The sequence below is a fragment of the Niallia tiangongensis genome, from assembly GCF_044704065.1.
Lineage (GTDB): Bacteria > Bacillota > Bacilli > Bacillales > Cytobacillaceae > Niallia > Niallia tiangongensis.
In genome coordinates this window covers 1,858,167-1,881,890 of sequence record NZ_CP162613.1, presented here as the reverse complement: position 1 = coordinate 1,881,890, position 23,724 = coordinate 1,858,167, and the positions used below count along the sequence as shown (strand labels likewise).

20 protein-coding genes are annotated in these 23,724 nt (G+C 35.1%); 9 read left to right on the top strand and 11 right to left on the bottom strand.

Features of this window, described 5'->3' with window-relative positions:
• Window position 1 precedes the first annotated feature (1 nt).
• Window positions 2-883, top strand: a complete 882-nt coding sequence (locus AB3U99_RS08780) for a glycine betaine ABC transporter substrate-binding protein (RefSeq protein WP_400246903.1) — start codon at window positions 2-4, stop codon at window positions 881-883.
• Between the two features lie 405 nt (window positions 884-1,288).
• On the opposite strand, the gene AB3U99_RS08775 is transcribed toward AB3U99_RS08780, so the two are convergent.
• Together AB3U99_RS08775 and AB3U99_RS08770 are read right to left on the bottom strand one after the other, a co-directional pair.
• Entirely contained in the window at window positions 1,289-2,806 is a 1,518-nt protein-coding gene (locus AB3U99_RS08775; RefSeq protein ID WP_400246901.1) for an SPFH domain-containing protein, read from the bottom strand.
• Between the two features lie 27 nt (window positions 2,807-2,833).
• Window positions 2,834-3,358: a hypothetical protein gene (locus tag AB3U99_RS08770; protein ID WP_400246900.1), complete on the bottom strand. Its 525-nt coding sequence runs from the start codon at window positions 3,356-3,358 to the stop codon at window positions 2,834-2,836.
• A gap of 420 nt (window positions 3,359-3,778) precedes the next feature.
• On the opposite strand from AB3U99_RS08770, the gene AB3U99_RS08765 reads away from it, so the two are divergent.
• A complete protein-coding gene (locus AB3U99_RS08765; protein ID WP_400246898.1) occupies window positions 3,779-4,093 on the top strand; it encodes a hypothetical protein in 315 nt (104 codons plus the stop codon).
• 87 nt (window positions 4,094-4,180) lie between these two features.
• Here AB3U99_RS08765 and AB3U99_RS08760 read toward each other — a convergent pair whose 3' ends face one another.
• From AB3U99_RS08760 to AB3U99_RS08740, 5 genes are all read right to left on the bottom strand, one after another.
• Window positions 4,181-4,954, bottom strand: coding sequence for a Cof-type HAD-IIB family hydrolase (locus AB3U99_RS08760; RefSeq protein WP_400246897.1), 774 nt, complete (start codon window positions 4,952-4,954; stop codon window positions 4,181-4,183).
• Window positions 4,955-4,973: 19 nt separating this feature from the next.
• Entirely contained in the window at window positions 4,974-5,762 is a 789-nt protein-coding gene (locus AB3U99_RS08755; RefSeq protein WP_400246896.1) for an ABC transporter ATP-binding protein, read from the bottom strand.
• A 266-nt stretch (window positions 5,763-6,028) separates the two neighbouring features.
• Entirely contained in the window at window positions 6,029-6,295 is a 267-nt protein-coding gene (locus AB3U99_RS08750; RefSeq protein ID WP_400246895.1) for a phosphocarrier protein HPr, read from the bottom strand.
• A 134-nt stretch (window positions 6,296-6,429) separates the two neighbouring features.
• Entirely contained in the window at window positions 6,430-7,173 is a 744-nt protein-coding gene (locus AB3U99_RS08745; protein ID WP_400246894.1) for a gamma-glutamyl-gamma-aminobutyrate hydrolase family protein, read from the bottom strand.
• Window positions 7,174-7,360: 187 nt separating this feature from the next.
• Window positions 7,361-8,953, bottom strand: a complete 1,593-nt coding sequence (locus tag AB3U99_RS08740; RefSeq protein WP_400248009.1) for a bifunctional metallophosphatase/5'-nucleotidase — start codon at window positions 8,951-8,953, stop codon at window positions 7,361-7,363.
• A gap of 295 nt (window positions 8,954-9,248) precedes the next feature.
• Between AB3U99_RS08740 and AB3U99_RS08735 the strand changes: the two genes are divergently transcribed.
• The 5 genes from AB3U99_RS08735 (at window position 9,249) to AB3U99_RS08715 (ending at window position 13,841) form a co-directional block, all read left to right on the top strand.
• Window positions 9,249-10,169 carry a phosphate/phosphite/phosphonate ABC transporter substrate-binding protein gene (locus tag AB3U99_RS08735; protein WP_400246893.1) on the top strand — a complete coding sequence of 307 codons (921 nt, stop codon included), beginning with the start codon at window positions 9,249-9,251 and terminating at the stop codon, window positions 10,167-10,169.
• 158 nt (window positions 10,170-10,327) lie between these two features.
• Complete coding sequence (phnC, locus tag AB3U99_RS08730; protein WP_400246892.1) at window positions 10,328-11,098, top strand: phosphonate ABC transporter ATP-binding protein; 771 nt, start codon at window positions 10,328-10,330, stop codon at window positions 11,096-11,098.
• Entirely contained in the window at window positions 11,095-11,898 is an 804-nt protein-coding gene (phnE, locus tag AB3U99_RS08725; protein ID WP_400246891.1) for a phosphonate ABC transporter, permease protein PhnE, read from the top strand. The genes phnC and phnE (AB3U99_RS08725) overlap by 4 nt, the downstream gene beginning before the upstream one ends.
• Window positions 11,895-12,698 (top strand): phosphonate ABC transporter, permease protein PhnE, encoded by an 804-nt coding sequence (phnE, locus tag AB3U99_RS08720; RefSeq protein ID WP_400246890.1) that lies wholly within the window; start codon window positions 11,895-11,897, stop codon window positions 12,696-12,698. The genes phnE (AB3U99_RS08725) and phnE (AB3U99_RS08720) overlap by 4 nt, the downstream gene beginning before the upstream one ends.
• 180 nt (window positions 12,699-12,878) lie before the next feature.
• Entirely contained in the window at window positions 12,879-13,841 is a 963-nt protein-coding gene (locus tag AB3U99_RS08715) for a D-2-hydroxyacid dehydrogenase (protein WP_400246889.1), read from the top strand.
• A gap of 56 nt (window positions 13,842-13,897) precedes the next feature.
• On the opposite strand, the gene AB3U99_RS08710 is transcribed toward AB3U99_RS08715, so the two are convergent.
• From AB3U99_RS08710 to AB3U99_RS08700, 3 genes are all read right to left on the bottom strand, one after another.
• On the bottom strand, window positions 13,898-14,746 hold the full coding sequence (locus AB3U99_RS08710; protein WP_400246888.1) for a metal ABC transporter permease: 849 nt from the start codon (window positions 14,744-14,746) through the stop codon (window positions 13,898-13,900).
• The gene (locus AB3U99_RS08705; RefSeq protein WP_400246887.1) at window positions 14,683-15,399 is read right to left on the bottom strand and encodes a metal ABC transporter ATP-binding protein; all 717 of its coding nucleotides are present in this window, start codon (window positions 15,397-15,399) and stop codon (window positions 14,683-14,685) included. The genes AB3U99_RS08710 and AB3U99_RS08705 overlap by 64 nt, the downstream gene beginning before the upstream one ends.
• 1,164 nt (window positions 15,400-16,563) lie before the next feature.
• Window positions 16,564-17,790 (bottom strand): coiled-coil domain-containing protein, encoded by a 1,227-nt coding sequence (locus AB3U99_RS08700; protein ID WP_400246886.1) that lies wholly within the window; start codon window positions 17,788-17,790, stop codon window positions 16,564-16,566.
• A gap of 658 nt (window positions 17,791-18,448) precedes the next feature.
• Between AB3U99_RS08700 and AB3U99_RS08695 the strand changes: the two genes are divergently transcribed.
• Window positions 18,449-19,573: an NAD(P)/FAD-dependent oxidoreductase gene (locus AB3U99_RS08695; RefSeq protein ID WP_400246885.1), complete on the top strand. Its 1,125-nt coding sequence runs from the start codon at window positions 18,449-18,451 to the stop codon at window positions 19,571-19,573.
• Between the two features lie 561 nt (window positions 19,574-20,134).
• Window positions 20,135-20,908, top strand: coding sequence for a septum site-determining protein MinD (gene minD / locus AB3U99_RS08690; RefSeq protein ID WP_400246884.1), 774 nt, complete (start codon window positions 20,135-20,137; stop codon window positions 20,906-20,908).
• Between the two features lie 33 nt (window positions 20,909-20,941).
• Here minD and AB3U99_RS08685 read toward each other — a convergent pair whose 3' ends face one another.
• Window positions 20,942-23,671, bottom strand: coding sequence for an SH3 domain-containing protein (locus AB3U99_RS08685; RefSeq protein ID WP_400246883.1), 2,730 nt, complete (start codon window positions 23,669-23,671; stop codon window positions 20,942-20,944).
• Window positions 23,672-23,724 lie beyond the last annotated feature (53 nt).

The following is a 23,724-nucleotide window of genomic DNA, read 5'->3' as shown; positions in this document are numbered from 1 at the left end:
TATGAAAAAAATGACTAGTTTACTAGGAGCAATCACACTTACTTTAGGGTTAGCTGCCTGTGGTTCTAACAGTGTAGATAACGAAAATGCTACAATTGGCGAAAAGGTAGATTATGAAATTATCGGAATCGATCCTGGAGCTGGATTAATGAAAGCAACGAACCAAGCAATTAGTGATTATGAATTAAGCGATTGGACTTTAGTAGAAGGCTCAAGTGCAGCGATGACTGCAGCGCTAAAAAAAGCATATGATAAAGAAGAACCAATCATTGTAACAGGCTGGACTCCACATTGGATGTTCGCTGCATATGATCTGAAATACTTAGAAGATCCAAAAGGCTCATTTGGTGAAGATGAAAACATTCATTCCATTGCACGTAATGGACTAAAAGAAGACATGCCAGAAGCATATGAAGTATTAGATAATTTCCATTGGACAACAGAAGATATGGGAGTTGTTATGATGGATATTTATGAAGGTGAGTCTCCTGAAAAAGCAGCCGAAAGCTGGGTCAAAGACAATGCTGATAAAGTTAGCGAATGGACAGACGGTATTAATAGCGTTGATGGAGATAAATTTAAAATCGGTTATGTTGCATGGGATAGCGAAATCGCAAGTACAAATGTTATTGGCAAGGTATTAACAGATTTAGGCTATGATGTAACATTAAGTCAAGTAGAAGCAGGTCCAATGTGGACTGGGGTTGCTGACGGCAGCTTAGATGCACATATTGCTGGTTGGTTACCAATTACACATGAAGACTATGCAAGCAAATACGAAGGTCAATTTGAAGATCTAGGTGCTAACCTAGAAGGAACAAAATTAGGACTTGTTGTACCAAGCTATATGGATATTGATTCCATTGAAGATTTGAAAGAATAAAACGCAATTTCGAAAGAGGCTGGGACAAAACTAAATAGCCAATCTGTAAAGACGAACAATCTCTAATTTAGTTCTTAAATAAAGGCTATTTTTTCACCCTGAATATTTAGTAAAAACTAATATCGAAATAGAAAAAAATTAATTAATTGGAAAAACGGAGCAGCCTGAATACACATAGACTCCTATGGGAGCTGCGAGAAAGTCCGAGACCCCGCAGGAATGTAGTGACGAAGGCTCGGCGCTCGCCCCATGGAAAGCGAAGTGTATTCAGGCTGCAGGTAATACCACCAAATTTACTGAAACAGTCTTTTATAAAATTAACAATAAACACGAACAATCATATATAACCATCGTATGATTGTTCGTGTTTATCCACAACTGGAATACTTATGTCCCAGCCTCTCTTTATTGTTCTGTTTTATTACTTAAATTATCATTCAACTCATTAATACTCTGACGAATATTCCCTTTACCAGATAAATTCTCCAGTAACTCTTTGACATCAATTCCAGCTGAAGCCTTTAAAGATTCTTGCATTGTTGACATTAGGTTTGTCGCATAGCCAGTAACTTTATTGGCTCCACCATTACTGCCATCACTTCCTGTATCAACAACTGTGATCTTATCAATATTCGCTAATGGGCTAGCCACTTGTTTTGCATATTCAGGTAACATTTCAAGCACCATATCTAAGATTGCCGCTTGACCGTATTGCGCATATGCTTCAGCAATCTTTCGTTTCGCTTCCGCTTCTGCCAAACCTTTTAAGCGAATGATTTCTGCTTCCGTTTCCCCTTTTGCTTTTTCCGCTTCCGCTTTCGCTAAACCGTCTACACGTACTTTTTCTGCCTCCGCTTTCGCTTGTGACTCAATACGATATTGGTTAGCATCCGCTTCGGCAATTTCACGACGTTTATTTGCCTCAGCTGCCTGTTCCATTGCATAGCGGTCTGCATCTGCTTTCTTTTTAACCTCTGAATCATACTGCTTTTCTCTTCTTAAAATTTCTTTTTCTTCTAATTCAATTTGTTTCTGTCTTTCAATAATCTTAATTTGCATTTCTTGTTCGGTAACTTCTTGCTTAGAACGAGCACTTTCTAAATCATACGCTTGGTCAGCGCGTGCTTTTGCAATATCTTGATCTCTTCTATAATCAGCAATTTTCATCTGATTTTCTTTTTCTGCTTCGGCAATTTCCGTAGCTCTTTCTAATTCTGCCTTTTTAGCTTCCTTATCCGCTTCCGCTTTTTTGATTCTTGTTTCTTTGTCTGCTTCTGCAGTAGCAATATTTGCATCACGTTTTACTTGCGCAATTCGCGGTTTACCAAGTGATTCTAAGTATCCATTTTTATCTCTTACATCTTTAATGGTAAAGGAGACAATGATGAGACCCATTTTTGCCAAGTCATGAGAAGCGACTCTTTGCACTTCTTGTGAAAACTTATCTCTATTTTTATAAATTTCCTCTACTGTCATACTACCAAGAATGGAACGTAAATGTCCTTCTAATACTTCTCTAGCTTCGTTTTCGCGATCCTGTTTTGTTTTTCCTAAAAACTGTTCAGCAGCTGTTGCGATTTCCCCAATAGAACCACCAATTTTAATAATTGCTGTACCATCCGCCATTACTGGAACACCTTGCTCCGTATATACTTCAGGTGTAGAAACATCTAATTTGCTAGATAATAAGCTTAACGGCTCTGATTGTTGGAAAACAGGAAGAATAAATGCCCCCCCACCTCTAATTATCTTAATTTTATTTCCAGATTCATCGACATGAACATTTTTTGTCCCTAAATAGCTTCCTGTTACAATTAGTGCTTCATCAGGTCCTGCTGTTTTATACTTTGCCATAAATATACTAATAAGTGTAATTAGTAAAATTGCTACAATTCCTATTACAATCCAAATCTCCATTTGCATCCATTTTTCCCCCTCTTATTAACTTTGCTAAATTCCGTTATTACGTACTACATAAGCAACATTCTCTTTAATCTCTACTACAACCGTTTCCTCACCAAACCCAATTTCTTCATTATAAAAGCTTGCTGCGGTCTTTGGGATATTACCACTAATACTCTCAATTAAAATTTCTCCATATCCATCTTTCGGAATAGCAGTAATCACTTTGCCAATTCTGCCTTTCAATGATTCATCATTGTAAACCAAGGATTCTTCTGCATTGGCAAGTGGGATAAAAACAAAAAAGTGTAAACAGCTCGAAATAATAAGTGCAATTACTGCTGAAATGGATAGAACCATAATACTATTGATATTGGAATACTTCTCCATCAAATAGCCACATGCTGCTAATATCGTAAAAAAAGCAAGGATTAAAGTGGGATTGAAAACACCAATATCTCCACCAAATAAATCTGATAGTAACAATGTTAAAATGACGCATATTCCCGATCCAATTAATACAGTTAAATAAATGGTAGGAAGATCAAAGCCGAATATTTCCATAAACATCATTCGCTTTCCATATTTTTAATGTTATTATGTGGTCACCTAATCATTCCTCCTTCATTTTATTTCTTATCAAATATACGAATAGAAATAAAAAAGGTTTCAGGAATATTTATAATCATTTAAAAAACAAATTCAACCTATTCAATTTCCCTTTCAATATTCAGTATGCCTCATGTGTACATATTATAAAGAACGTACAAAACGAAATAAAGAACAGCCCCATCGCCTTTTTTCTTTCCCTAACAACGAGCTACATCAAAAAGAGGAAAAACTACTTAACATACAAATTTTCGTCATCTTTATGATTTTGTTTCATATCTTAATTTAGAGGGAATTTCATATATATCAACCTATTATTATATATGCCATTGTTACCGTTTGAGCAATTAATCTTAACGAAAAGGTGATATTGTGGAGGCGCATATGAATCGTACGGAAAAACACGACGAAAAGAAAAATAGTATTGGCAAAAAAATTATCTATTTTTTAGGTTCCATCCTACTCTTAACTACACTCTTTGGAGGCTATATTTTCTCAGATAAATATTTTGCTAGTGAGCCTAGAACAGGTAAAGAAGAATTCGGGGAAAAAGTAGTTATCACTTTACCAAATGGAAAAAAGGTATTTACCTATGAAAACCTAATCGTGAAAGAAGATGACAAACTTCTTTATAAAGGGGAACGCAATACCATCGATTTATCAGGTGGAGTTGTAGTGTATGAAGATTGGAAAGATTAAATATTCCATTTTATCCCAAACTGTCAAAAGACCATGAAACTGGCTTTTGACAGCTTTTCTTCTATGTATACAAATATTTCTCCAGCATTAGATAAGACCAATTTCTTGCAAGCCGTAAGATAGGCCACCTTCATTCACATGCTTTGTAACCTTTTTCGCAAATGGCTTAACATCTTCATGAGCATTTCCCATCGCTATCCCCATACCTACATACGAGAGCATTTCTTTATCATTTAGTCCATCTCCAAATGCTACAGCATCCTGTGGATCGATATTTAATATGTTTAGAATTTCTGCTATCCCTTCTGCCTTTGACCCACCAGTCGGGATCACATCCATTGATAAAGGATGCCAACGTACAAATTGAATAGTTGAAAATGTTTCTTCATATAATTTTTCTTCTTTTTCTTCACAGAAAAGCAAGCATTGATAGATATCTGCTTCCTTCCAGAAATCTTTTCGATAGGATGGTGCATTTAATTTCAATGACTGAAAGGATTCAATAATATGAGCATGCTCTTGATGATTTGCACAGCATTCTTTACTTCCTTGAAATACTAGCGGCTGATTATTTTTCAAAGCAATTTGTTCTAGTTCCTCTAGCGTCTCTATCGGAATGGGTTTTTTATATATTTCCTCTTTCTCGTGTACAACATATGAGCCGTTAAAAGAGATATAGGATGATAAATTTAGCTCTGTTAATATATCTGCAAAGAAATACGGTGCTCTTCCTGTTGCTAAAACGATGGGAATATTGCGTTTCTTTAACTCCTTAATTGCCAATTTTGCATCGTGAGGTATTTTTTTCTCCTCATTCACTAAAGTTCCATCAATATCAATAAATACAATTTTATAAGCCACTATCTATTCTCTCCTTTGCCTAATTTTCTATCAGTGAGCTCTTTCTAGCCAATAGTGGCCGTTCATTTTTCCAAATAACTTCAACTGGTAACGAAAAAAAGCTACTCATATTTTTACTCGTTAATATATCCTTTGTATAGCCGGATGAAAATTCCTCGCCTTTTTTCAGAAGAAAAGAGTGGGAAAAAACCGGTAAAATCTCCTCCACATGATGTGTAACATAAATGATGCTGGTGTCCTCGCTTACTATTTGTGAAATGGTGTCCAATAATTGTTCTCTTGCCAAAAAATCTAAGCCAGTTGCTGGTTCATCTAATATAATAAGCTCTGGGTTCAGCATTAATGCTCTTCCAATAAGTACCCTTTGTCTCTCTCCTTGAGACAAACTATTATATGGTCTGTCAGCATATTCCAAACTACCTAACTGCTGCATTATATCAATAGCTCGATTCCTAATTTCAGTTGTCGGTGACTCATATAAACCAATCGACGCATGGGCACCACTGAGCACGATTTCAAAGGCACTGTCTGATTCATATAAATTTTGTTGCAGTCGATTCGATACTAAACCAATTCTTCTTCTTAACGCTCCCCCTAATTCAGATTTCCCGAAAACTTTTCCTAGTACTTCCATCTTACCTACTGTTGGATGATAATAGGCACAAATCATATTTAGCAAAGCTGTCTTTCCGGCACCATTAAGACCATATAAAATCCAATTTTCTCCTTTTTGAATCTCCCAATTAATATGTTGTAGTATCCACTGTCCATTTCTTTTTAAGCCAACCTCTTCTAATTTTACGATCATGCCAATCCCCCTATTCCCTTTTTATTTTACTAAAAATTCTCATAATATGTACAGTGAGAAATAGGAGGCAAAGAATATATAGAAACAAGCGCATCCCTAAAAATGTGCTAATTTATTAGTGAAAAGGCAAAAAAGATCTGACTTTTGTTGTCTAGACATTCAAAAGTCAGATCTTTTTTTGCTGAAGCTAAAATGTAAACGCTTTAATCACAAAACAAAAAAAATGAGAGTGACCCCCATTTCAGAGGGTCATTGAAGCATAAAGATTAACCAACTAATCCTTCTTTTTTAAGGACAGTTTCTACACCTTCTACTGCTTCTACTTCATCTTCACCAGTTGCAGAAATAGTAATTTCTCCACCCTTTGGTACACCTAGTGACATTACGCCCATAATAGACTTTAAGTTCACAGATTTTCCTTTGAATGAGATTTGCATATCAGATTTGAATTTACTAGCAGTGCTTACTAATAATGTTGCTGGTCTTGCATGAATCCCAGTTTCATCAATTACCGTAAATGTTTTTTCGCTCATTGTTATGCCTCCTAAAAAAAATTGTCTTACCTTATTATTTTAGCTGATTTTAGGAGTTAATACTAACTTTTTTTTTCATCTTTTTCTGTTTTATCCTTTATCTCTATCTTTCATAGCTGTTTTTTCTTATAGCTTCATTGTTGTACCATATTAACATTTTCAAATTTTGCACTTTTTATAAATTCAGCAAAGATTTGATTCATTTTTTCATTAGTAGATGCCATAGATTCAGGATGCCATTGCACTCCCAACATAAAATTACGATAACTTTTATGCTCGACTGCTTCAATTATGCCATCCTTGCTCGTTGCAACCACTTCTAAATCCTTCGCTAATATATCAATAGCTTGATGATGAAGGCTATTTACTCTTGTTTTGGTTTCCCCCATTATAGATGCTAATTGACTATCTTCTTTAATGGTTATAAAATGGGTATCCCAGCTTCTATTCACGGATTGAGTATGTTTAATACTATCTTTCACTTGAGAAGGAATATCTTGGATTAGTGTTCCCCCTAAAGCTACATTTAATATTTGAATCCCCCTACATATTGCCAGTATCGGTTTATTTGTCTCCATCGCTCTTTTAATGACATTTAATTCCACTTTATCCCGCAGTAGAATTGTATCCCCGATTTTTTGATGTGGATCTTCCCCAAACGTAATAGGATCTATATCCTCCCCACCACTTAAAATAACGGCATCACATAGATCCACCATTTCCACTGCTAGATTCTCCTCCACAAATGGAAGAATGATCGGCAATCCACCATTCGCCGCAATTGATTTTTGATAGTCATGATGGACGTATGTACCTTCCATAAATTTATTTTTAAATATATAAGCACCTGTTATTCCTATTATCGGTTTACTCAACATTTTCATCCCCTGACACTTCTTTTTTTTAATATTAACAATATTAAAAATGAAATAAAAGAACTTGTCAATTAACTTTTCTGAAAAATAGTTTAGAAAAAATCAGCTATTATCGATAGAACCATATAGATTCTCTCGACAATAGCTGACTATTCTTACCATACAGACTTGTTTCCTGTTCTAAATACAATCACCAAATAACTTTCCAATTATGATTACAGGTGGCAGGGACGATTTTTCGCTTCATTATATAATTTGCAAGTAATTCAGAAGCATCAAATTGAATCTCTCGGACAACCGGCTTATTCTTAAACATAAAGAAATCACCGCCGCCCCCAGCCCGATAATTATTCATTACTACTTCATAAATAGCTTCTTCTTTTATTGGTTCGCCTTCAAAATCTAGCTGTATGACTCTTTGTCCAATCGGTTTTGTTAAATCAAGGGTATATTCAATCCCTTCCCACATATCATAGTTGTAATGCTGTGGCTTAGGATAAACAAACGAAGGATTAACTATTGGTTTGCCTTCCTCGTCTAAGGCAAAGTATTTAGCGCTTTGCTCAAGTGCTGCACGAATATCTTTCCCATTTAAAGCTAGTACTTTAAATGTATTAGGATAAATATAATTGGAAACAATGTCCCTCATTGTTACATTTGGTTTAAAGCCAGGGGATTCATTATTAAAGAGTGCGGTATTACTGATTTTTACATTCGCAGCTTCCATTTGCACTTTATTAATAAATTCAATGAGCGGACTATCCGCTAAGCGAATCTCCATTGGATCTTTTACCAGCATATCTCCATCAATATGTCCGATTGGCGTATCCAACCATTTTTGCGTACTCTCTTCATATTTTTTTGCCAACATAAGGATTTCTTCGTCTGCCTCCACATCTGCTACTGGTAATAATTCGGAGCCTTTCTTTATTACCTCTCCGTTCTCATCAAGAACCAATGTTATTTTGCCTACGAACTTCCCATTATTGCTTGGTTGTATAATTTCTGTTCCGTTTATATTACCAGTTATTTCTCGATGCTGATGGCCAGTTAATAGCACATCAACACCATCTATCTGTTTGCAAATGCTATATCCTTGATTCTCCCTAGTTAATACTTCTGTTGGCTCACCTGTTTCAGGATTCCGTTCAAAGCCACCATGATAGGAAATGACAAGAACATCTGGCTGTTCTTCTTTATTAATAAAATCCACCCATACTTTTGCAGTATCGAATGCATCATTAAATTGTAGTCCTTCGATATTCTTGGGATTTTCCCAATTCGGAATATAGTGAGTTGTCACACCTAGGATTGCAATCTTAAAGCCATTTATTCTTTTAATCAAATAAGGGGTACCTAAAAACGGCTGATTCGTTTTTTCTTCTACAATATTCCCACAAAGCCAAGGAAAATTTGATTCCTTTACAGCACTTTTTAAAATATTTAAACCATAATTGAATTCATGATTTCCAATAACAGCACCATCGTACTTTAATTGATTTAAGATTGTTATCAATGGATTTTTTTTATCTGCTAAAAAATTCACATAATGGTAAGTTAACGGTGTACCTTGTATTAAATCACCATTGTCTATAATAATCGTATTCGGATTCTTTGCTCTTTCCTTTGCTATAACAGTAGCAATTCTTCCTAGTCCAACAGCAGATGGCGCATTATTCCCATAGTTCAGTGGAAATATATTTCCATGTACATCACTGGTTAATAAAATAGTTACTTCTGTATTCAAGATTTCATCTCCTATATCTAAATTTCCGACTATCATGCATACACGAGTAAGAGCTTCGCCAATCAAATCTTCACTTTATTCCCCTATGTCAAAATCCCATTAATATCCATAAATATCTAGTTAAGCATTTTTATTATAGCAAGTTCATTCTTTAATAACTACCTATAATTCTTTTATTTCTCTTCAAGTTTCATTCTATTAATTCATTTAGAGAAACAAATAATCATCTTTACTTAAACTTCGCAATTTTTTACATTAACCCCTCTTCAAATATGATAAATCTATTATATATTTTTACAGTAACACATTAATAACATTCGGAGGTTTAACAATGTTTAAAAAATTAGCTACACTAGGACTTTCCCTTACATTAGCTACAGGGATTCTTTCTGCTTGTGGATCAGAGGAAAAAACGACAAGCAATGGAGATGGTTATGAACCAAAGGAATTAACCGTACAATTCGTGCCATCTTCTAACGCAGATACTTTAGAAGCAAAAGCTAAGCCATTAGAAGGCCTGCTATCTGATGAGCTAGGAATTCCTGTTAAAGTGAGTGTATCCACTAACTATAACACGATTATTGAAGCAATGGATTCCAAAAAAATTGATGTTGGTTTTTTACCTCCAACGGCATATGTTCTTGCACATGATAAAGGATCTGCTGATGTCATCCTTCAAGCACAACGCTTTGGGATTAATGATGATGGAAGTGAAAATGATGAATTAGTAGATTTTTATAAAAGTATATTCATCGTAAAGGCAGATTCTGATATTAAAACAGTAGCTGATTTAAAAGGGAAGAAAATCGCAACTCAAGATGTTACCTCTTCTGCTGGTTATGTATGGCCAGTTGGAAAACTAATGGAAAATGACATTAATGTTCCTGGAGATGTAGATACAGTTACAGTAAAAGGACATGACCAAGCTGTTATCGCGTTATTAAATGGTGATGTAGATGCTGCTGTAGTATTTCAAGATGCTCGTAATATCGTTAAAGCAGATTACCCAACTGTTTTCGAAGATACAAAGGTACTTGAGTTTACAGAAAATATTCCAAATGACACAATCTCTGTCCGCTCCGATATGAGTGAAGAATGGAGAAAGAAACTTCAAGATGCATTTATTGTGATTGGCAAAAGTGATGAGGGACATCAAATTATCAGAGACATATACACACATGAAGGATATGTTGTATCAGAAGATAGTAAATTTGATATTGTTCGAGAATATAACGAAAAAGTTACAGAATAAAGCAGCTATGCCAACCATTTAAATTCTAAATGGTTGGACTTTTTTCTAGTAAGTGCCGGATTACAGTATCTTCAATCCGACTTTTACTAGGAAAAAGAAGTATGGATTTATGTACAAACTCCTTTCTTTTTCAATATTTTTAGAAAGTTGGTAAAAAATTGATACAGTTTAAAAAGGTAACAAAAATTTATCCAAATGGTACAAAGGGATTGAATAACATTAATATTACGATTAACAAAGGAGAATTTGTTGTCATTGTTGGTCTTTCTGGTGCAGGAAAATCTACTTTTCTCCGATCAATCAACCGCCTTCATGAAATAAGCGAAGGAGATATTCTTATTAACGAAAAGTCTATTACCTCAGCAAAAGGTTCCGAATTAAGAGGTTTTCGTAGAAATATTGGCATGATTTTTCAAAATTTTAATCTTCTCAAACGTTCAACCGTTCTCCGCAACGTTCTATCTGGACGAGTTGGTTATCACGGTTCTTTAAGAACCATTTTTGGACTTTTTCCGAAACAAGATATAGATCTGTGTCTTCTTGCATTAGAGCGAGTCAATATATTAGAAAAAGCATATTCCCGTGCAGATGAACTCTCTGGTGGACAGCAGCAACGTGTATCGATTGCACGCGCATTAGCACAGGAAGCTGATATTATCTTAGCAGACGAGCCTGTAGCCTCCCTTGACCCGCTAACTACAAAACAAGTTATGGATGATTTGAAACGAATTAATGAAGAAGATGGAATTACAACTATCGTGAATTTACACTTCATTGACCTCGCTCGTCAATATGCAACACGAATTATCGGTCTTCGTGCAGGAGAAGTAGTATTTGACGGTCCAGTTGAAGAGGCAACAGATGAGGTGTTCAAACAAATATACGGACGTGAAATTAAAAAAGATGAATTATTAGGTGAGACCCTATGAATGAGAAAGAAAACAAACAACCATTAATAAATAAGCCAACTCCACCAGCTAAAACAAAATCGATTTTTACGATATTACTTCTCATTGTTTTATTATGGTGGAGTGCTTATAAGACAGATGCAAGTCTTACCGAATTGATTCAAGGCTTTCCCAATATATTCGATGTACTCGTACAGATGATACCACCTGATTGGCAATATTTCCAAAAAATTATCGAGCCATTGTTAGAAACAATACGAATGGCCATTATTGGCACTACCTTTGGTGCTATTATAGCGATCCCTCTTGCAATTTTTTGTGCAAGTAATATTGTAAAGTCGGCGCATATTTTTTACCCTTTTCGAATGATATTAAATTTGATTAGGACCATTCCCGACCTATTACTTGCTTCCATCTTTGTTGCTATATTTGGGATTGGGTCATTACCAGGGATTATTGCACTAACTATTTTTTCAATTGGCTTACTTGCAAAGCTTTTGTATGAATCGATTGAATCGATTGATTCTGGCCCACTGGAAGGAATGACTGCTGCAGGTGCCAACAAAATCCAATGGATTTTCTTTGGTGTCGTTCCCCAAGTTACAGCTTCTTTTACTTCCTATGTGTTATATACATTTGAGGTAAACATACGTGCTGCAGCAATTTTAGGATTAGTCGGTGCCGGTGGAATTGGTGAATATTATGATCGTACACTTAACTTTTTACAATATGATCGAGCATCTTCTATTATCATTCTTACTTTAATAGTTGTTTTATTTATCGATTATTGTAGTACAAAATTACGGGAGAAACTGTTATGAGTCAAACAATAAAAGAAATAACAAAGCCAAAAAAGAAATATTTTAGAAATAGCACCCTAGTAATCTTGCTTGTCCTTATATATATTTGGGCTTTCTCTGATTTACCAATAACTTCAATTAAAGACAGTGCTGCTCAGATTTCTAAAGCTATCTTTTCAGGCATTTTTCATCCCGATTGGGAATATGTATATTTGCCAGATGGTGAGGATTTATTACGAGGTTTGCTTGATACTTTAGCCATTGCCATATTAGGTACATTTATATCTGCACTTCTTTGTATTCCATTCGCATTCTGGGCTGCTAATAATATGAGCAAAGGAAAAACAATCGCTAGTACAGGGAAATTTGTATTAAGCTTCATTCGCACCTTTCCTGAAATTATCATGGCTATTTTGTTTATTAAAGCAGTTGGGCCTGGATCATTTGCTGGAATACTAGCATTAGGAATACATTCAATAGGGATGTTAGGAAAATTATTCTCTGAAGAAATTGAAAATCTAGATTTGGGACCAACAGAAGGTTTATTAGCAGCAGGTGGGAATAGATTGCAAGTCTTATGGTTTGCCGTATTACCACAAGTTTTACCTGGATTTTTATCCTATACACTTTATCGATTTGAAATAAATATTCGTTCTGCTGCCATCTTAGGTGTAATCGGCGCAGGAGGAATAGGAACACCACTTATATTTGCACTTAGTACGAGAGATTGGGACCGAGTTGGAATAATTTTACTTGGAATTATTGTCATGGTAACAGTAATTGATGTAATAAGTGGTTTTTTAAGAAGAAGGATTACTTAAATGTTGCTCTTTTCTAGACACTGTAAAAAAATGAAATTTAAATGAAGAGACAAACATTGCACACATTGACTCTGCTTGATGTGTGTTTATTTATTAAAAAAAATCAAAATAGTTTCAATTGTTGCTTAATTTGATACAATAGAAATAATAAGTTATAAAGATAAAGGAGTGTTCCCCTATATGAATAGCAGAAAAATATTAATTACCCACCCCCTCCATCCTTCTCTTTTGGAAAAAGTTAAGTCCCAATTCTCTGCATGGCAAATTATTCATGCATTAAAACAGGATGATTGGCAAGAGCATTTGATTGATTCTGAAATAATCGTTGGTTGGAAAAGTAGTTTTGATATGGAAACCATTATCCAAAATGATAAGCTTAAATGGATTCAAACATGGAGTGCTGGTGTAAACTCCCTTCCATTAGACCAATTAAGTAAAAAAAAGATTTTTATTACAAGCGCAAATGGTGTACATAGCTACCCTATTTCCGAAACGATTTTCGCACTCCTACTAGGATTAACAAGAAATATTCATACATACGTACGAAATCAGCAAACAAAAGAATGGGATGGTACCGATATTAAATTAGAAGCCCATAAAAAAAAGATTGGCATTATCGGAGTAGGGGCAATTGGGCTAGAAACAGCTAAAATTGCGAAAGCATTTGATATGCATGTCATCGGTGTACGAAACTCGCAGAAGCCGACTGACTATGTGGATGAATTATACACTTCCGATCAACTAGCTGAAGTACTTCCTATCTGTGATTATGTCGTGGTCACCCTTCCATTAACTGATGATACATACCATTTATTCCAAAAAGAACAATTTCAACAAATGAAAAAGTCAGCATTTTTTATTAACATCGGACGTGGAGAAATCGTGAAAGAAGAAGATTTAATTGAAGCCTTAACAAGTGGAGAAATATTAGGTGCAGGATTAGACGTTTTTGAAACAGAACCTTTACAGCAATCAAGTCCATTATGGGATTTAGAAAATGTCATTATAACTCCTCATACATCCGGTTCTACAGAGCATTATAGCAGTAGAGTTATAGAGGATATATTTTTGCAGAATGCACATTACTATTTAAAAGAAGAACCACTACCGATTAATTTAGTAGACTACCACAAAGGATATTAACTAAATAGAGAAAAAGAGGAGCCAGCTACAATACAATAGCTATGGACTCCTCTTTTTTATCCTACTTTTTTATAATTTTTCTGGCTGGATGCACGACGAATCATCATATAAACCTTTTGACTTAAGAAACCTATTAGCAGGATAACCACTAATAAAAGTGTTATCGTTGCTCCAGGAGGAGTTCCTAAATGATACGATGAAAACAAACCCGTAAAAATACTAACTGCCGCTAATAAAATAGCAACGATAAACACCCATTTAAAACCTTTTACTAGTTTAATCGAAAAAGCAGAAGGCAATACCAACAACGCAGAAACTAATAATACCCCAATTGTTGGTATTATAACAGAAATTGCAATACCTGTTAAAATGCTAAATGCAATAGATAGCATACTTGTATTAATACCACTAGTTGTGGCAGTATCTTGATCAAAGGTCATAATATACATCTGTCTAGTAAAGAAAACAAAGAATAAGAGAATGATTCCAGTTACAATTGCTAATACATTTACTTGCTGCTTACTGATAGTAATAATACTTCCAAATAAATACTGATCCATGCTTGTCGTCATTCCACCACTAGATAAGCTCATAAGAAATAAAGCGAATGATAGCCCAGCAGCCATTAAGATGGCAATCGATACTTCCGAATAAGTATGATATGCACGTCGCATATATTCAATCCCAATTGCCCCAGCTATAACAACAAGTAGACTAGAGAGTGTCACATTTGTTTGAAAGAAAAAACCAATCGCAACACCTGCTAATGAAATATGGGACAAAGTATCAGCCATTAACGCCTGTCTTCTTAAGACTAAATATATCCCTATGATTGGTGCAATTATTGCAATGAGCCCACCTGCCCAAAATGCTCTTTGCATGAATTCAAGCTCAAACATCTCCATCCACCTTTTTCTCCTTTCTCTATATGAATAATCTTATCTAAATAACCTTCTACTTCATCTTGATCATGTGTCACCATGACAACCGTTCTATTATGTTCATTCACCTGATGCTTCATAAATTCATAAAATCCTTTTCTACTGTCCGCATCCATGCCTGTTGTCGGTTCATCCATAACAAGTAAATCTGGTTCTGACGCCAGTATTCGTGCAATCACTATCTTTTGTTTTTGTCCTCCAGATAACTCCCCAATTTTCTTATTTCTATACTCCCACATTCCAACCATTTCTAAAGACTTCTTCACTGCCTCATGGTCTACTTCCTTCAGTCTCTCGTAAAATTTCTTACGCTGATATCTACCTGAGCGAACAAGCTCTATCACAGTACTCGGGAACCCAACATTAAAAGAGGAAATTTGCTGTGGCACATAACCAACTGTTAATTTTTTTCCATTAACATTCAGCTTGCTTATTTTCACACTTCCTGACCAAGGTTTTAGTAATCCCAACAATAGCTTCAATAGCGTAGATTTACTTGCACCATTGGGACCAGTAATCCCAACAAACTCACCACTTTCTAATTCAAAAGAGACACCTTCAAGAGAAGGAACATGCTCATACCCAAACGTAATATTTGATACTGTCGCTAGTTTCATAGTAATTACTCCTTTCCATTTGTTATTCGGCCTTCGATCCATAGTTTATACAAAAGTCAATCATTCTAAGAATATCCAGCCATATCTTATATCACCTTTGTTCATCGATTGCCTAGACACAACTAAACTTTAGGCTTTTTTCGTAAAGTTTGTTGCGAGCGCCAAGCCTCTCACTTATTAAGTTCCTGCGGGGTCTCGGACTTTCTCGCTAATCCCACAGGAATCTACGTGTATGCCGGCTGCTCTATTTTCCCAACTAATTCTTTTTCCTATTGAAAAAACAACAATCTTTTAGAAAACAGCCAAACTTTAATAATTTTTGCCATTTTCCCAAGGTATATACTCTAGTTACTTATATATTGAGTTGTTTCCTTATCCTGTTGAGGAAGTGAAGCCTATCATCTAACCATTTCGTATTCATTACGATTTAAAGAATAAATGTAGCAGCTAGTTATTCTTTTGTCTATGTGAATCATAAATAAATTACATCTCTACCCTTTTCTTTTATATACTTATTATACATGACACTTAATAATAGACTTTTCCTATTAAGGTGTCAACATAAATCCAAACGATTCCGATTAAAAATCTTATAATAAATTCTTTAAATTGGTCAAGAATTTTCCCTTTTTAATGATGCTATCTATTTTTCTTCATAAATATTATTCATTTCACTGATTGGTTAACATATTACTGTCGCTTAAATAGTACGGCTGGCTGTTTCGGATACTTTATGCAAAACGGTAGTTGAGCTCTTACCTATCTTCCTCGAATTCTAATAAGCAAGAGGTGAGGGTCTTACAGTCCGTTAAAAGCGGAATAAAATCGAAAAATTACTCATATATCAGTCAAAAAATGCATATATTTTTTTAATAATGGGTATTAAAGAAATAAACAGAATAAAAGCATTACTAGATAAAACACACTAGTAATGCTTTCGTCAACAACCCACGACTGAAGTCACGGGCGTGTAAGGTCTTGCAACCTTTGGAATTTACAGCGGACAACAAGACCAATGTCTTGCCCTTCAAATCAAGCAGAGATACTGTTTGGGCTCCAAGCAACCCGTTTGTATTATTATACCACAACTGTTTGCAGTAGTAGTATATTTCTTCTCACGACTGAAGTCACGAGGGTTCTCGGCTAAAGCCTAAAATTACTATATTAGAAACGAACAACTCTTCCATTAAATACAGATTTCCAATAACCACTATCCATTGATGCTATGGCAACACCAGTAGAGCTTTGTGAACCAATAAACTTGCCACCACCAACATAGATTCCAACATGTCCATCTGTTTTATATGTGTTAAAGAATACTAAATCTCCTGGCTGCATATCACTTGTAGACACACGAGTTCCTGAGTTTTTCAAACCATCCGTACTTGCAGGAATGCTATATCCAGCTTGTGAATAAGCCCAGCTGACAAATCCAGAACAATCAAACAATCCGTTTGCTACATCTGAAGCAGTTCTTCCACCGCCAAATTTATAAGTAGAATTCCCAATGTATTTATAACCTGCAGTTATAGCTTTTGATTTACCACCGCTTGCTTTTACACTTGAACTCTTACTAGCATTTCCACTGTCACTAGTTCCAACTGTTGAAGCAAGCAATTGATTTAAGTTATCTTGTTCTTTTTGTTGAATCATTTTTTTAATTTGTGGCTCTACAGATTGTAAAGAACCGTATTTTTGTTCCAATTCTGCTTTACGCACTTTATTTTCAGTTTCTTTTGCCTTTAAATCTTTTTTTGCTTGCTCATTTTTCTTCTGTTTATCTAAATTTTGCTTTTGCATTTCTTCTAGATCTAACTTCGTATTATTCAACTCATCATATTTATCTTTTATTTCTTTTTGCTTCGTTTCTAAATCTTTTTTATCTTTTTCATTGCTTGCAATTAAGTCTTGATCTGCTTCCATGATTGTAGCAACAGCACCCACACGGTCAACAAATTCCTTAAAGCTAGCAGCACCGAATAAAACTTCAATATAATCGACATTTCCTCCATTTTCTTGGAAGCTGCGTGCTCTTTCTTTTAATACATCATTACGCTTTTCAATTCTATCTTCCAATTCTTTTATTTTTTTCTCAAGTGAATCAATTTCTTTTTCTGTAGCTTTCATCTTAGCCTTTGTTTCATCAATAAGACTTTTATTTTCCTCAATTGCTTTATCTACTCTTTTAATTTGAGCTTCTAATTTTTTTAACTCTTCTTGCGTTTCTACAATTTTAATTTGAGCGTCAGAAATTTGGTTTTGTAAAGATGCCTGTTGTTGCGTAATGCTAGTTGGCTGAATTGCATGAGCATTTATTCCTGGGATGGTTAAGCTAGCGCCTAATCCAAGTAATATCGTCGTATTTAGTACCACTAGTTTCTTTTTTAACATTTCCATTTTCCCCCTGCACATTTATCTAATGTAGAATTCTTCTAATTTATTTATCTATGTATCTTCTTTATGTTTATGATGTAATTGGTAGAGAGACTCTTATAATATAGTATTCTCTACATTGTAAATCAAACAATAACCCTGTTTTCGACGAAAGTTCTTTATATAAAACATCTTTCGCCACAAATAGAAGTATAACATCATAATTTGTCATTTAAGTAATAGGAATATTACAATTGTGTTTCAAATGTCATTTTTCTTCGATTGTTCACAATTTTTTCAAACTTTTTTCCTATATATCCATCTAAAAAATGGAATTAAATAAATAATTTTAAAATAATGTATCGTTCTTAATAGAAGTATTTTATCGTTTTATCTCGACACACTTCAACATTTTTCTCATAAAATTCTTCTTATACACTATGGTATATTATAAATTGGTTATTACTTTGGCTGTTTTCTATAAGAATATTGGTTTTTTGAATAGAAAATAATAAATGACAACACAGCATTTTAGGGATAATGAAAGGCTAGACCCCCTTGAAAAAACAGGGTGAACCTTAACATAATCTCTTGAAATACGAAATACATTCCATCTACAACCAGCAACCCTTTGAAACCAGCTTTTACTTAATATATAGAAGGAATTGATAAATACATGAAAAAAGTAGTAGTCGTTGGCGGAGGCATTCTTGGCGCCTCTATCACCTTTGAATTAGCAAAACGTGGAGCAGAGGTTATAGTCATTGATAGAGAAGATCGAGGACAAGCAACAAAGGCAGCCGCAGGCATCATTTGCCCCTGGAATTCCCAGCGTAGAAACAAAAAATGGTATGTATTGGCCAGAGAAGGTGCAAAATACTATCCGTCCCTTGTTAAAGATTTAAATAGCTACCATCAATTGAATACAGGCTATAAAAAGGTTGGCGCACTTAGTCTCCATTCCGATCTCGCAAAACTAGAAGCTATGAAAGAAAGAACATTAAAACGAAAATTAGAGGCGCCAGAAATTGGCGATATAAACATCCTTACCTCATCAGAAGCAAGGGCATTGTTCCCGTTATTAGCTCCTGGATACGGCGCTTTACATATTAGTGGAGCAGCAAGGGTAAATGGATGGGCATTACGAAATGCTCTTATAGAGGCTAGTAAACAATTAGGAGCAACCTTTATTCACTCAACTAGTACGCTTATTAAAGAAAAAAATACAATTAAAGGGGTAAAGCTTAGTGACAACACAACTATTTATGCGGATGAAGTAGTTATTGCTGCAGGGGTTTGGGCGAATGAATTACTGGAACCATTACAATTATCCTTTGACGTGAAAGCACAAAAAGGACAGATTTTGCACGTAAAGCTAAAAGATGTTCCATGTTCTGATTGGCCTGTTGTGATGCCACCACATGATCAGTATTTATTAACATTAGAAAATAACAGCATTGTTATAGGGGCAACGCACGAAAATACGACTGAGTTAGCTGCTGACATTACGGTTGCTGGCATAAAAGAAATTATCGATAAGGCTTTATTATTTGCCCCTGGCTTGTCAGACGGGATATGGAGTGAAGTAAAAGTTGGCTTTCGTCCATTTACAAATGACTTTCTTCCTGTGTTCGGAAGACTAAAGCAATATGAAGGGGTAACAATTGCTAATGGTTTAGGTGCATCCGGCTTAACAATGGGCCCATTTATCGGACAGCAACTCGCAAAATTTGTTCTTGGATCTGAATGTGATATCGATTTCGCCCCATATTCCATCGATAGTTCCATTCAAGAAATATAAACCCATTTTTTAATACCCTTCTCGCTTATATGGTTTATGCGATTAAATTAATCCATAAAATGGAGGACGCTTGATTTCCGCTGACCTTTGGAGGTTCACGTGTCCTCTTTCCTTAACAAGGATTAGCCGTCATTTTATCTAAATCATAATTCCCCAGATACAGTATAGGTACTTTTCCTTATTTTTTTCTTTCACAGCTAATTATAAATACTCTTTCCTAAATAAAGCGAGCCCATAAGCAATTACGCTTAATCAGTCTTTCTTCCTATTACCAATCCAAAACTCTTACAAAAAGCTATAAATCACCTAATTAAGTGGGGAATTCAATAGAATAGATAGTAGTTTCTACATATGGTTCTTCTCGAATATTCATATTAAAATTGTTCTGTATTACGTTCATTTTCATTCTATTGAACGCTCTTCTTAATTATTACATAGGAATAATATAGTGAACCTTCAATTAGTGATTTTTCTACTGCCACTAATTGATAATATAACGAACTTACTGTTGAGGGACTTTCCTCTTTCATCAGCCTTTTTACATTTTAGGGGGATTAAAAAATGAGTCGAATTATTACTATTACTTCTGGGAAAGGAGGAGTTGGAAAAACTACAGTTACTGCTAACATCGGTATTTCTCTTGCATTAAAAGGCTATAAAGTATGCTTAATTGATGCAGATTTTGGTTTACGAAACCTTGATATTCCATTAGGCTTATCTAATCGAATCATCCTAGATATTTTGGATTATTTGCAAAAACTATGCTCTTTTAATCATGTAGTGGTTAGACACCGTACAATGAAGAACCTTCATTTAGTACCTGGCAGTAAAAAACATTTATCAGAGATGGAATTTGAATCGTTTGTGGAGATGCTTTCTGAAATCGATCCACTGTATGATTTTATATTAATTGATTCTCCCTCAGGATTGGAAAGTGGATTTTTCTATGCATTAAATGGAGCTGATGAAGCTATCGTCGTTACTACACCTGATAAAACTGCATTACAGGATGCAGACAGAGTAATCGGTATACTGGAATCACAAAATAAACAGCAATTATCTCTATTTGTAAATGGTTATAAGCATAACCAAGAAATAGAAAATATATTACAATTATTGAATATTAATATTTTAGGTGCCATTCCTGCAGATGTAAATATTATCGCAGCTAATAACAAGGGCAACCCAATTGCACTAAACCCTAGTTTACAATCTGGAGTGATGTTTAGAAAGATTGCAAACAATCTTTCTAAACATCACTATAACCAGAGAATTGATTTATCTTCTTATAGCCAAAACCTTTATACACACAGAAAATTAAAGCTATCTTTTTAAAAACATATACGAATGACTGAAATCATTAGTTTCTTACTTAGAATTTACTTGATAGGTTGGAATTTCATAGTTTAATGTATAAGAACTTATTAAACTATATAAGTTATAGATCTGATTCACCTGTTTTGTTGCCCAGCCAATATCTGAAGCATACTGATGCGTTGCTGTTCCTGTTTTCTCAGCTGCATCAGGATTCCATCTCATTTTATATAAAGTATCCTGTCCAGCATTAACATAGCCCTGGGCAATAAATTTCGCACCACCTATAATCGCAGCTTCCGGTGAAAACCAGCCTGCATTATAAGCATATTGAGCACCACTAGAAATGGCAGATCCATCATAGGCACCAATACCATACATGTTATAAACTGTTTTACCATTAATCTCAACACCATTTGCCAAAGTAGACGTTCCATTCCCAGTCTCTAAAAGAGCATGTGAAATCAAGTAAAGTTCATTCACCCCATAAGCATTAGCGGCCGTTACAAAAGCAGATGCTTTTCCTGCTAATATACCTTTTCCAGCCAAAATCTTACTATCTACTTCCTTATCATCCACATTTGCTTTTGCTGACAATTTTAGAAATTGAAGAGATTGTGTGTCACTATTAATAAAGTTATTGGGATTAAGATAATAAGCAGTATCCTCTTTACTAGCACTAACCCAAGCCTGTGAATAATTGACTTTATACCAGTAGTAGCCGTCTGTTCCCTTTACTTTGGAAACAACCGTTAATACCTGTCCACTCGTTAAGGTACTTACAACGGAATAATCGGTTCCAGCACCTCCACGTAATCTCCAGCCATTACCTAGCACGGTTCCTTTTGTTGAATCAGAAGTTTTGAATGCAATCGCGTCTTCTCTGATATATGTATCATATTTTTTGTCTGTTTGTGGATTAACTTTTAATTGAATATTAGTCATGTCTTCTAAGGTCAGATTATAATTCACATAATTTTTATTTATTGTTACATTAGTGGTTCCATTTCCTTTAGCAGTTAAATACTCTATGCTTACATAACCTTCCAGATTATTCACTTTTACTTTGGACCAACCATTTTCTTCTGATTGAACAATTACTACTGTTCCCGCAGCTAGCTTGCTAACAATTGCACCACTTGTTGATGGTGTGGCTCTCATATTTAAGCTAGAACCTGCTTGGACATTGACGATTTTTTCTACTACCGTTGGCGCTTCTTCTAGCTGCTTGTCTTCCTCTTTATCTGTTTGGTCTGTTCCCTTATCTGGTGTAGCAACGCTTGTTAAGTACTCACTACTTACATACCCTTCCAGATTATTCGTCTTAATTTGGGACCAGCCATTTTTCTCTGATAATACTGTTACTACCGTTCCTGCAGAAAGCTTCCCTTTGATTGCTCCACTTGTTGATGCTGTGGATCTCACGTTGAGATTAGAACCTGCTTGGACATTGACTTTCTTTTCTACTACCGTTGGCGCTTCTTCTGGTTGGTTGTCTTCCTCTTTATCTATTTGGTCTGTTCCCTTATCTGGTGTAGTAACGCTTGTTAAGTACTCGCTACTTACATACCCTTCCAGATTATTCGTCTTAATTTGGGACCAGCCATTTTTTTCCGATAATACTGTTACTACTGTTCCTGCAGAAAGCTTCCCTTTGATTGCTCCACTTGTTGATGCTGTGGATCTCACGTTGAGATTAGAACCAGTCTGTACGTTAACTTTCTTCGTGATTTGTGTCGGCGACTTGTCCGTATTACTTTGTCCACTTTCTGTTTCAGGTGCTTTAGTAGTAGTATCTGTAATTTGCTTATCAGACAAATAACTACTACTTACATAGCCTGTCTTCCCAGATACAGTTACTTTATCCCAACCGTTTGCACTTGAGAGAACAGTGACCTTCGTTCCTCTAGAAAGCTTCGATAGGATGGAACTACTCGTATTCGATTCCTTTCGCACATTTAGCGAAGAGTTGTTAGCCACATTTACATATTTTGTAGTCGTCTTTACACTTGTATCTTTATTGGCGCCAGTACTTGTTTCTTTTGATTGCTCTGTATTAACAGTTGATTTTTTTTCAGCTAAATACTGTGTTGCTACATATCCTTGTTTTCCATATACTTCTACCTTTGACCAACCATTGGATTCTGAATAAACCGTTACGGCAACATCTTTTGCCAATTTAACAATAATAGAAGCTGAATTCGAAGAACTATTTCTTAAGTTCAAACTTGAACCAGTACTTACATTGACATATTTAGTTACTTTTTTTTGTTCGTTTGATGTATCAGTTGTTTTCTTATCCTCTGTTTGAACTGCTTTTATGTATTCGGATGCTACATAGCCATTTATTTCATTTACTATAATTTTCGACCAGCCATTAGATTCAGAAACTACTTCAACCTTTGTATTCTGTTTAAGCTTTGTTACGACCTTTGCTTTAGTAGAAGCTGTTTCTCTCACATTTAAGGTGGAAGACGGGTTGATGGAAACATATTTTATCGAACTTTCTTGCTTTGTTATTAAATAACTTGATGATGCATATCCAGTTTTTCCATTTACATTCACTTTTGACCAGCCATTTGTTTCCGAAAGGACATTTACTTTCGTCCCAGCGTTTAAAGTCGTTACAATATTTGTATTTACTGATGGACCGACCCTTACATTTAATACCGATCCCTTACTCACCTCTACATATTTGGTAATGGAAGCAGCCTGAGCCTCTTCCATAAAAAGTGGAGAAGATAATGCTGCTAGAAATATACCAGGTACTACTACTTTTTTCACCACTACATACCTCCTAGATCTATTGTCTCAATTCATTATTAAGCATCTTTAAA

Coding starts and splice junctions, on each gene's coding strand:
- AB3U99_RS08750 (WP_400246895.1), bottom strand. CDS start 6,295: ATGAGCGAAAAAACATTTACGGTAATTGATGAAACTGGGATTCATGCA.
- minD (WP_400246884.1), top strand. CDS start 20,135: ATGAGTCGAATTATTACTATTACTTCTGGGAAAGGAGGAGTTGGAAAA.
- AB3U99_RS08735 (WP_400246893.1), top strand. CDS start 9,249: ATGTTTAAAAAATTAGCTACACTAGGACTTTCCCTTACATTAGCTACA.
- AB3U99_RS08755 (WP_400246896.1), bottom strand. CDS start 5,762: ATGATCGTAAAATTAGAAGAGGTTGGCTTAAAAAGAAATGGACAGTGG.
- AB3U99_RS08775 (WP_400246901.1), bottom strand. CDS start 2,806: ATGCAAATGGAGATTTGGATTGTAATAGGAATTGTAGCAATTTTACTA.
- AB3U99_RS08745 (WP_400246894.1), bottom strand. CDS start 7,173: ATGTTGAGTAAACCGATAATAGGAATAACAGGTGCTTATATATTTAAA.
- AB3U99_RS08770 (WP_400246900.1), bottom strand. CDS start 3,358: ATGATGTTTATGGAAATATTCGGCTTTGATCTTCCTACCATTTATTTA.
- AB3U99_RS08705 (WP_400246887.1), bottom strand. CDS start 15,399: ATGAAACTAGCGACAGTATCAAATATTACGTTTGGGTATGAGCATGTT.
- phnE (WP_400246890.1), top strand. CDS start 11,895: ATGAGTCAAACAATAAAAGAAATAACAAAGCCAAAAAAGAAATATTTT.
- AB3U99_RS08780 (WP_400246903.1), top strand. CDS start 2: ATGAAAAAAATGACTAGTTTACTAGGAGCAATCACACTTACTTTAGGG.
- AB3U99_RS08740 (WP_400248009.1), bottom strand. CDS start 8,953: ATGATAGTCGGAAATTTAGATATAGGAGATGAAATCTTGAATACAGAA.
- AB3U99_RS08715 (WP_400246889.1), top strand. CDS start 12,879: ATGAATAGCAGAAAAATATTAATTACCCACCCCCTCCATCCTTCTCTT.
- AB3U99_RS08700 (WP_400246886.1), bottom strand. CDS start 17,790: ATGTTAAAAAAGAAACTAGTGGTACTAAATACGACGATATTACTTGGA.
- AB3U99_RS08710 (WP_400246888.1), bottom strand. CDS start 14,746: ATGGAGATGTTTGAGCTTGAATTCATGCAAAGAGCATTTTGGGCAGGT.
- AB3U99_RS08695 (WP_400246885.1), top strand. CDS start 18,449: ATGAAAAAAGTAGTAGTCGTTGGCGGAGGCATTCTTGGCGCCTCTATC.
- phnE (WP_400246891.1), top strand. CDS start 11,095: ATGAATGAGAAAGAAAACAAACAACCATTAATAAATAAGCCAACTCCA.
- AB3U99_RS08765 (WP_400246898.1), top strand. CDS start 3,779: ATGAATCGTACGGAAAAACACGACGAAAAGAAAAATAGTATTGGCAAA.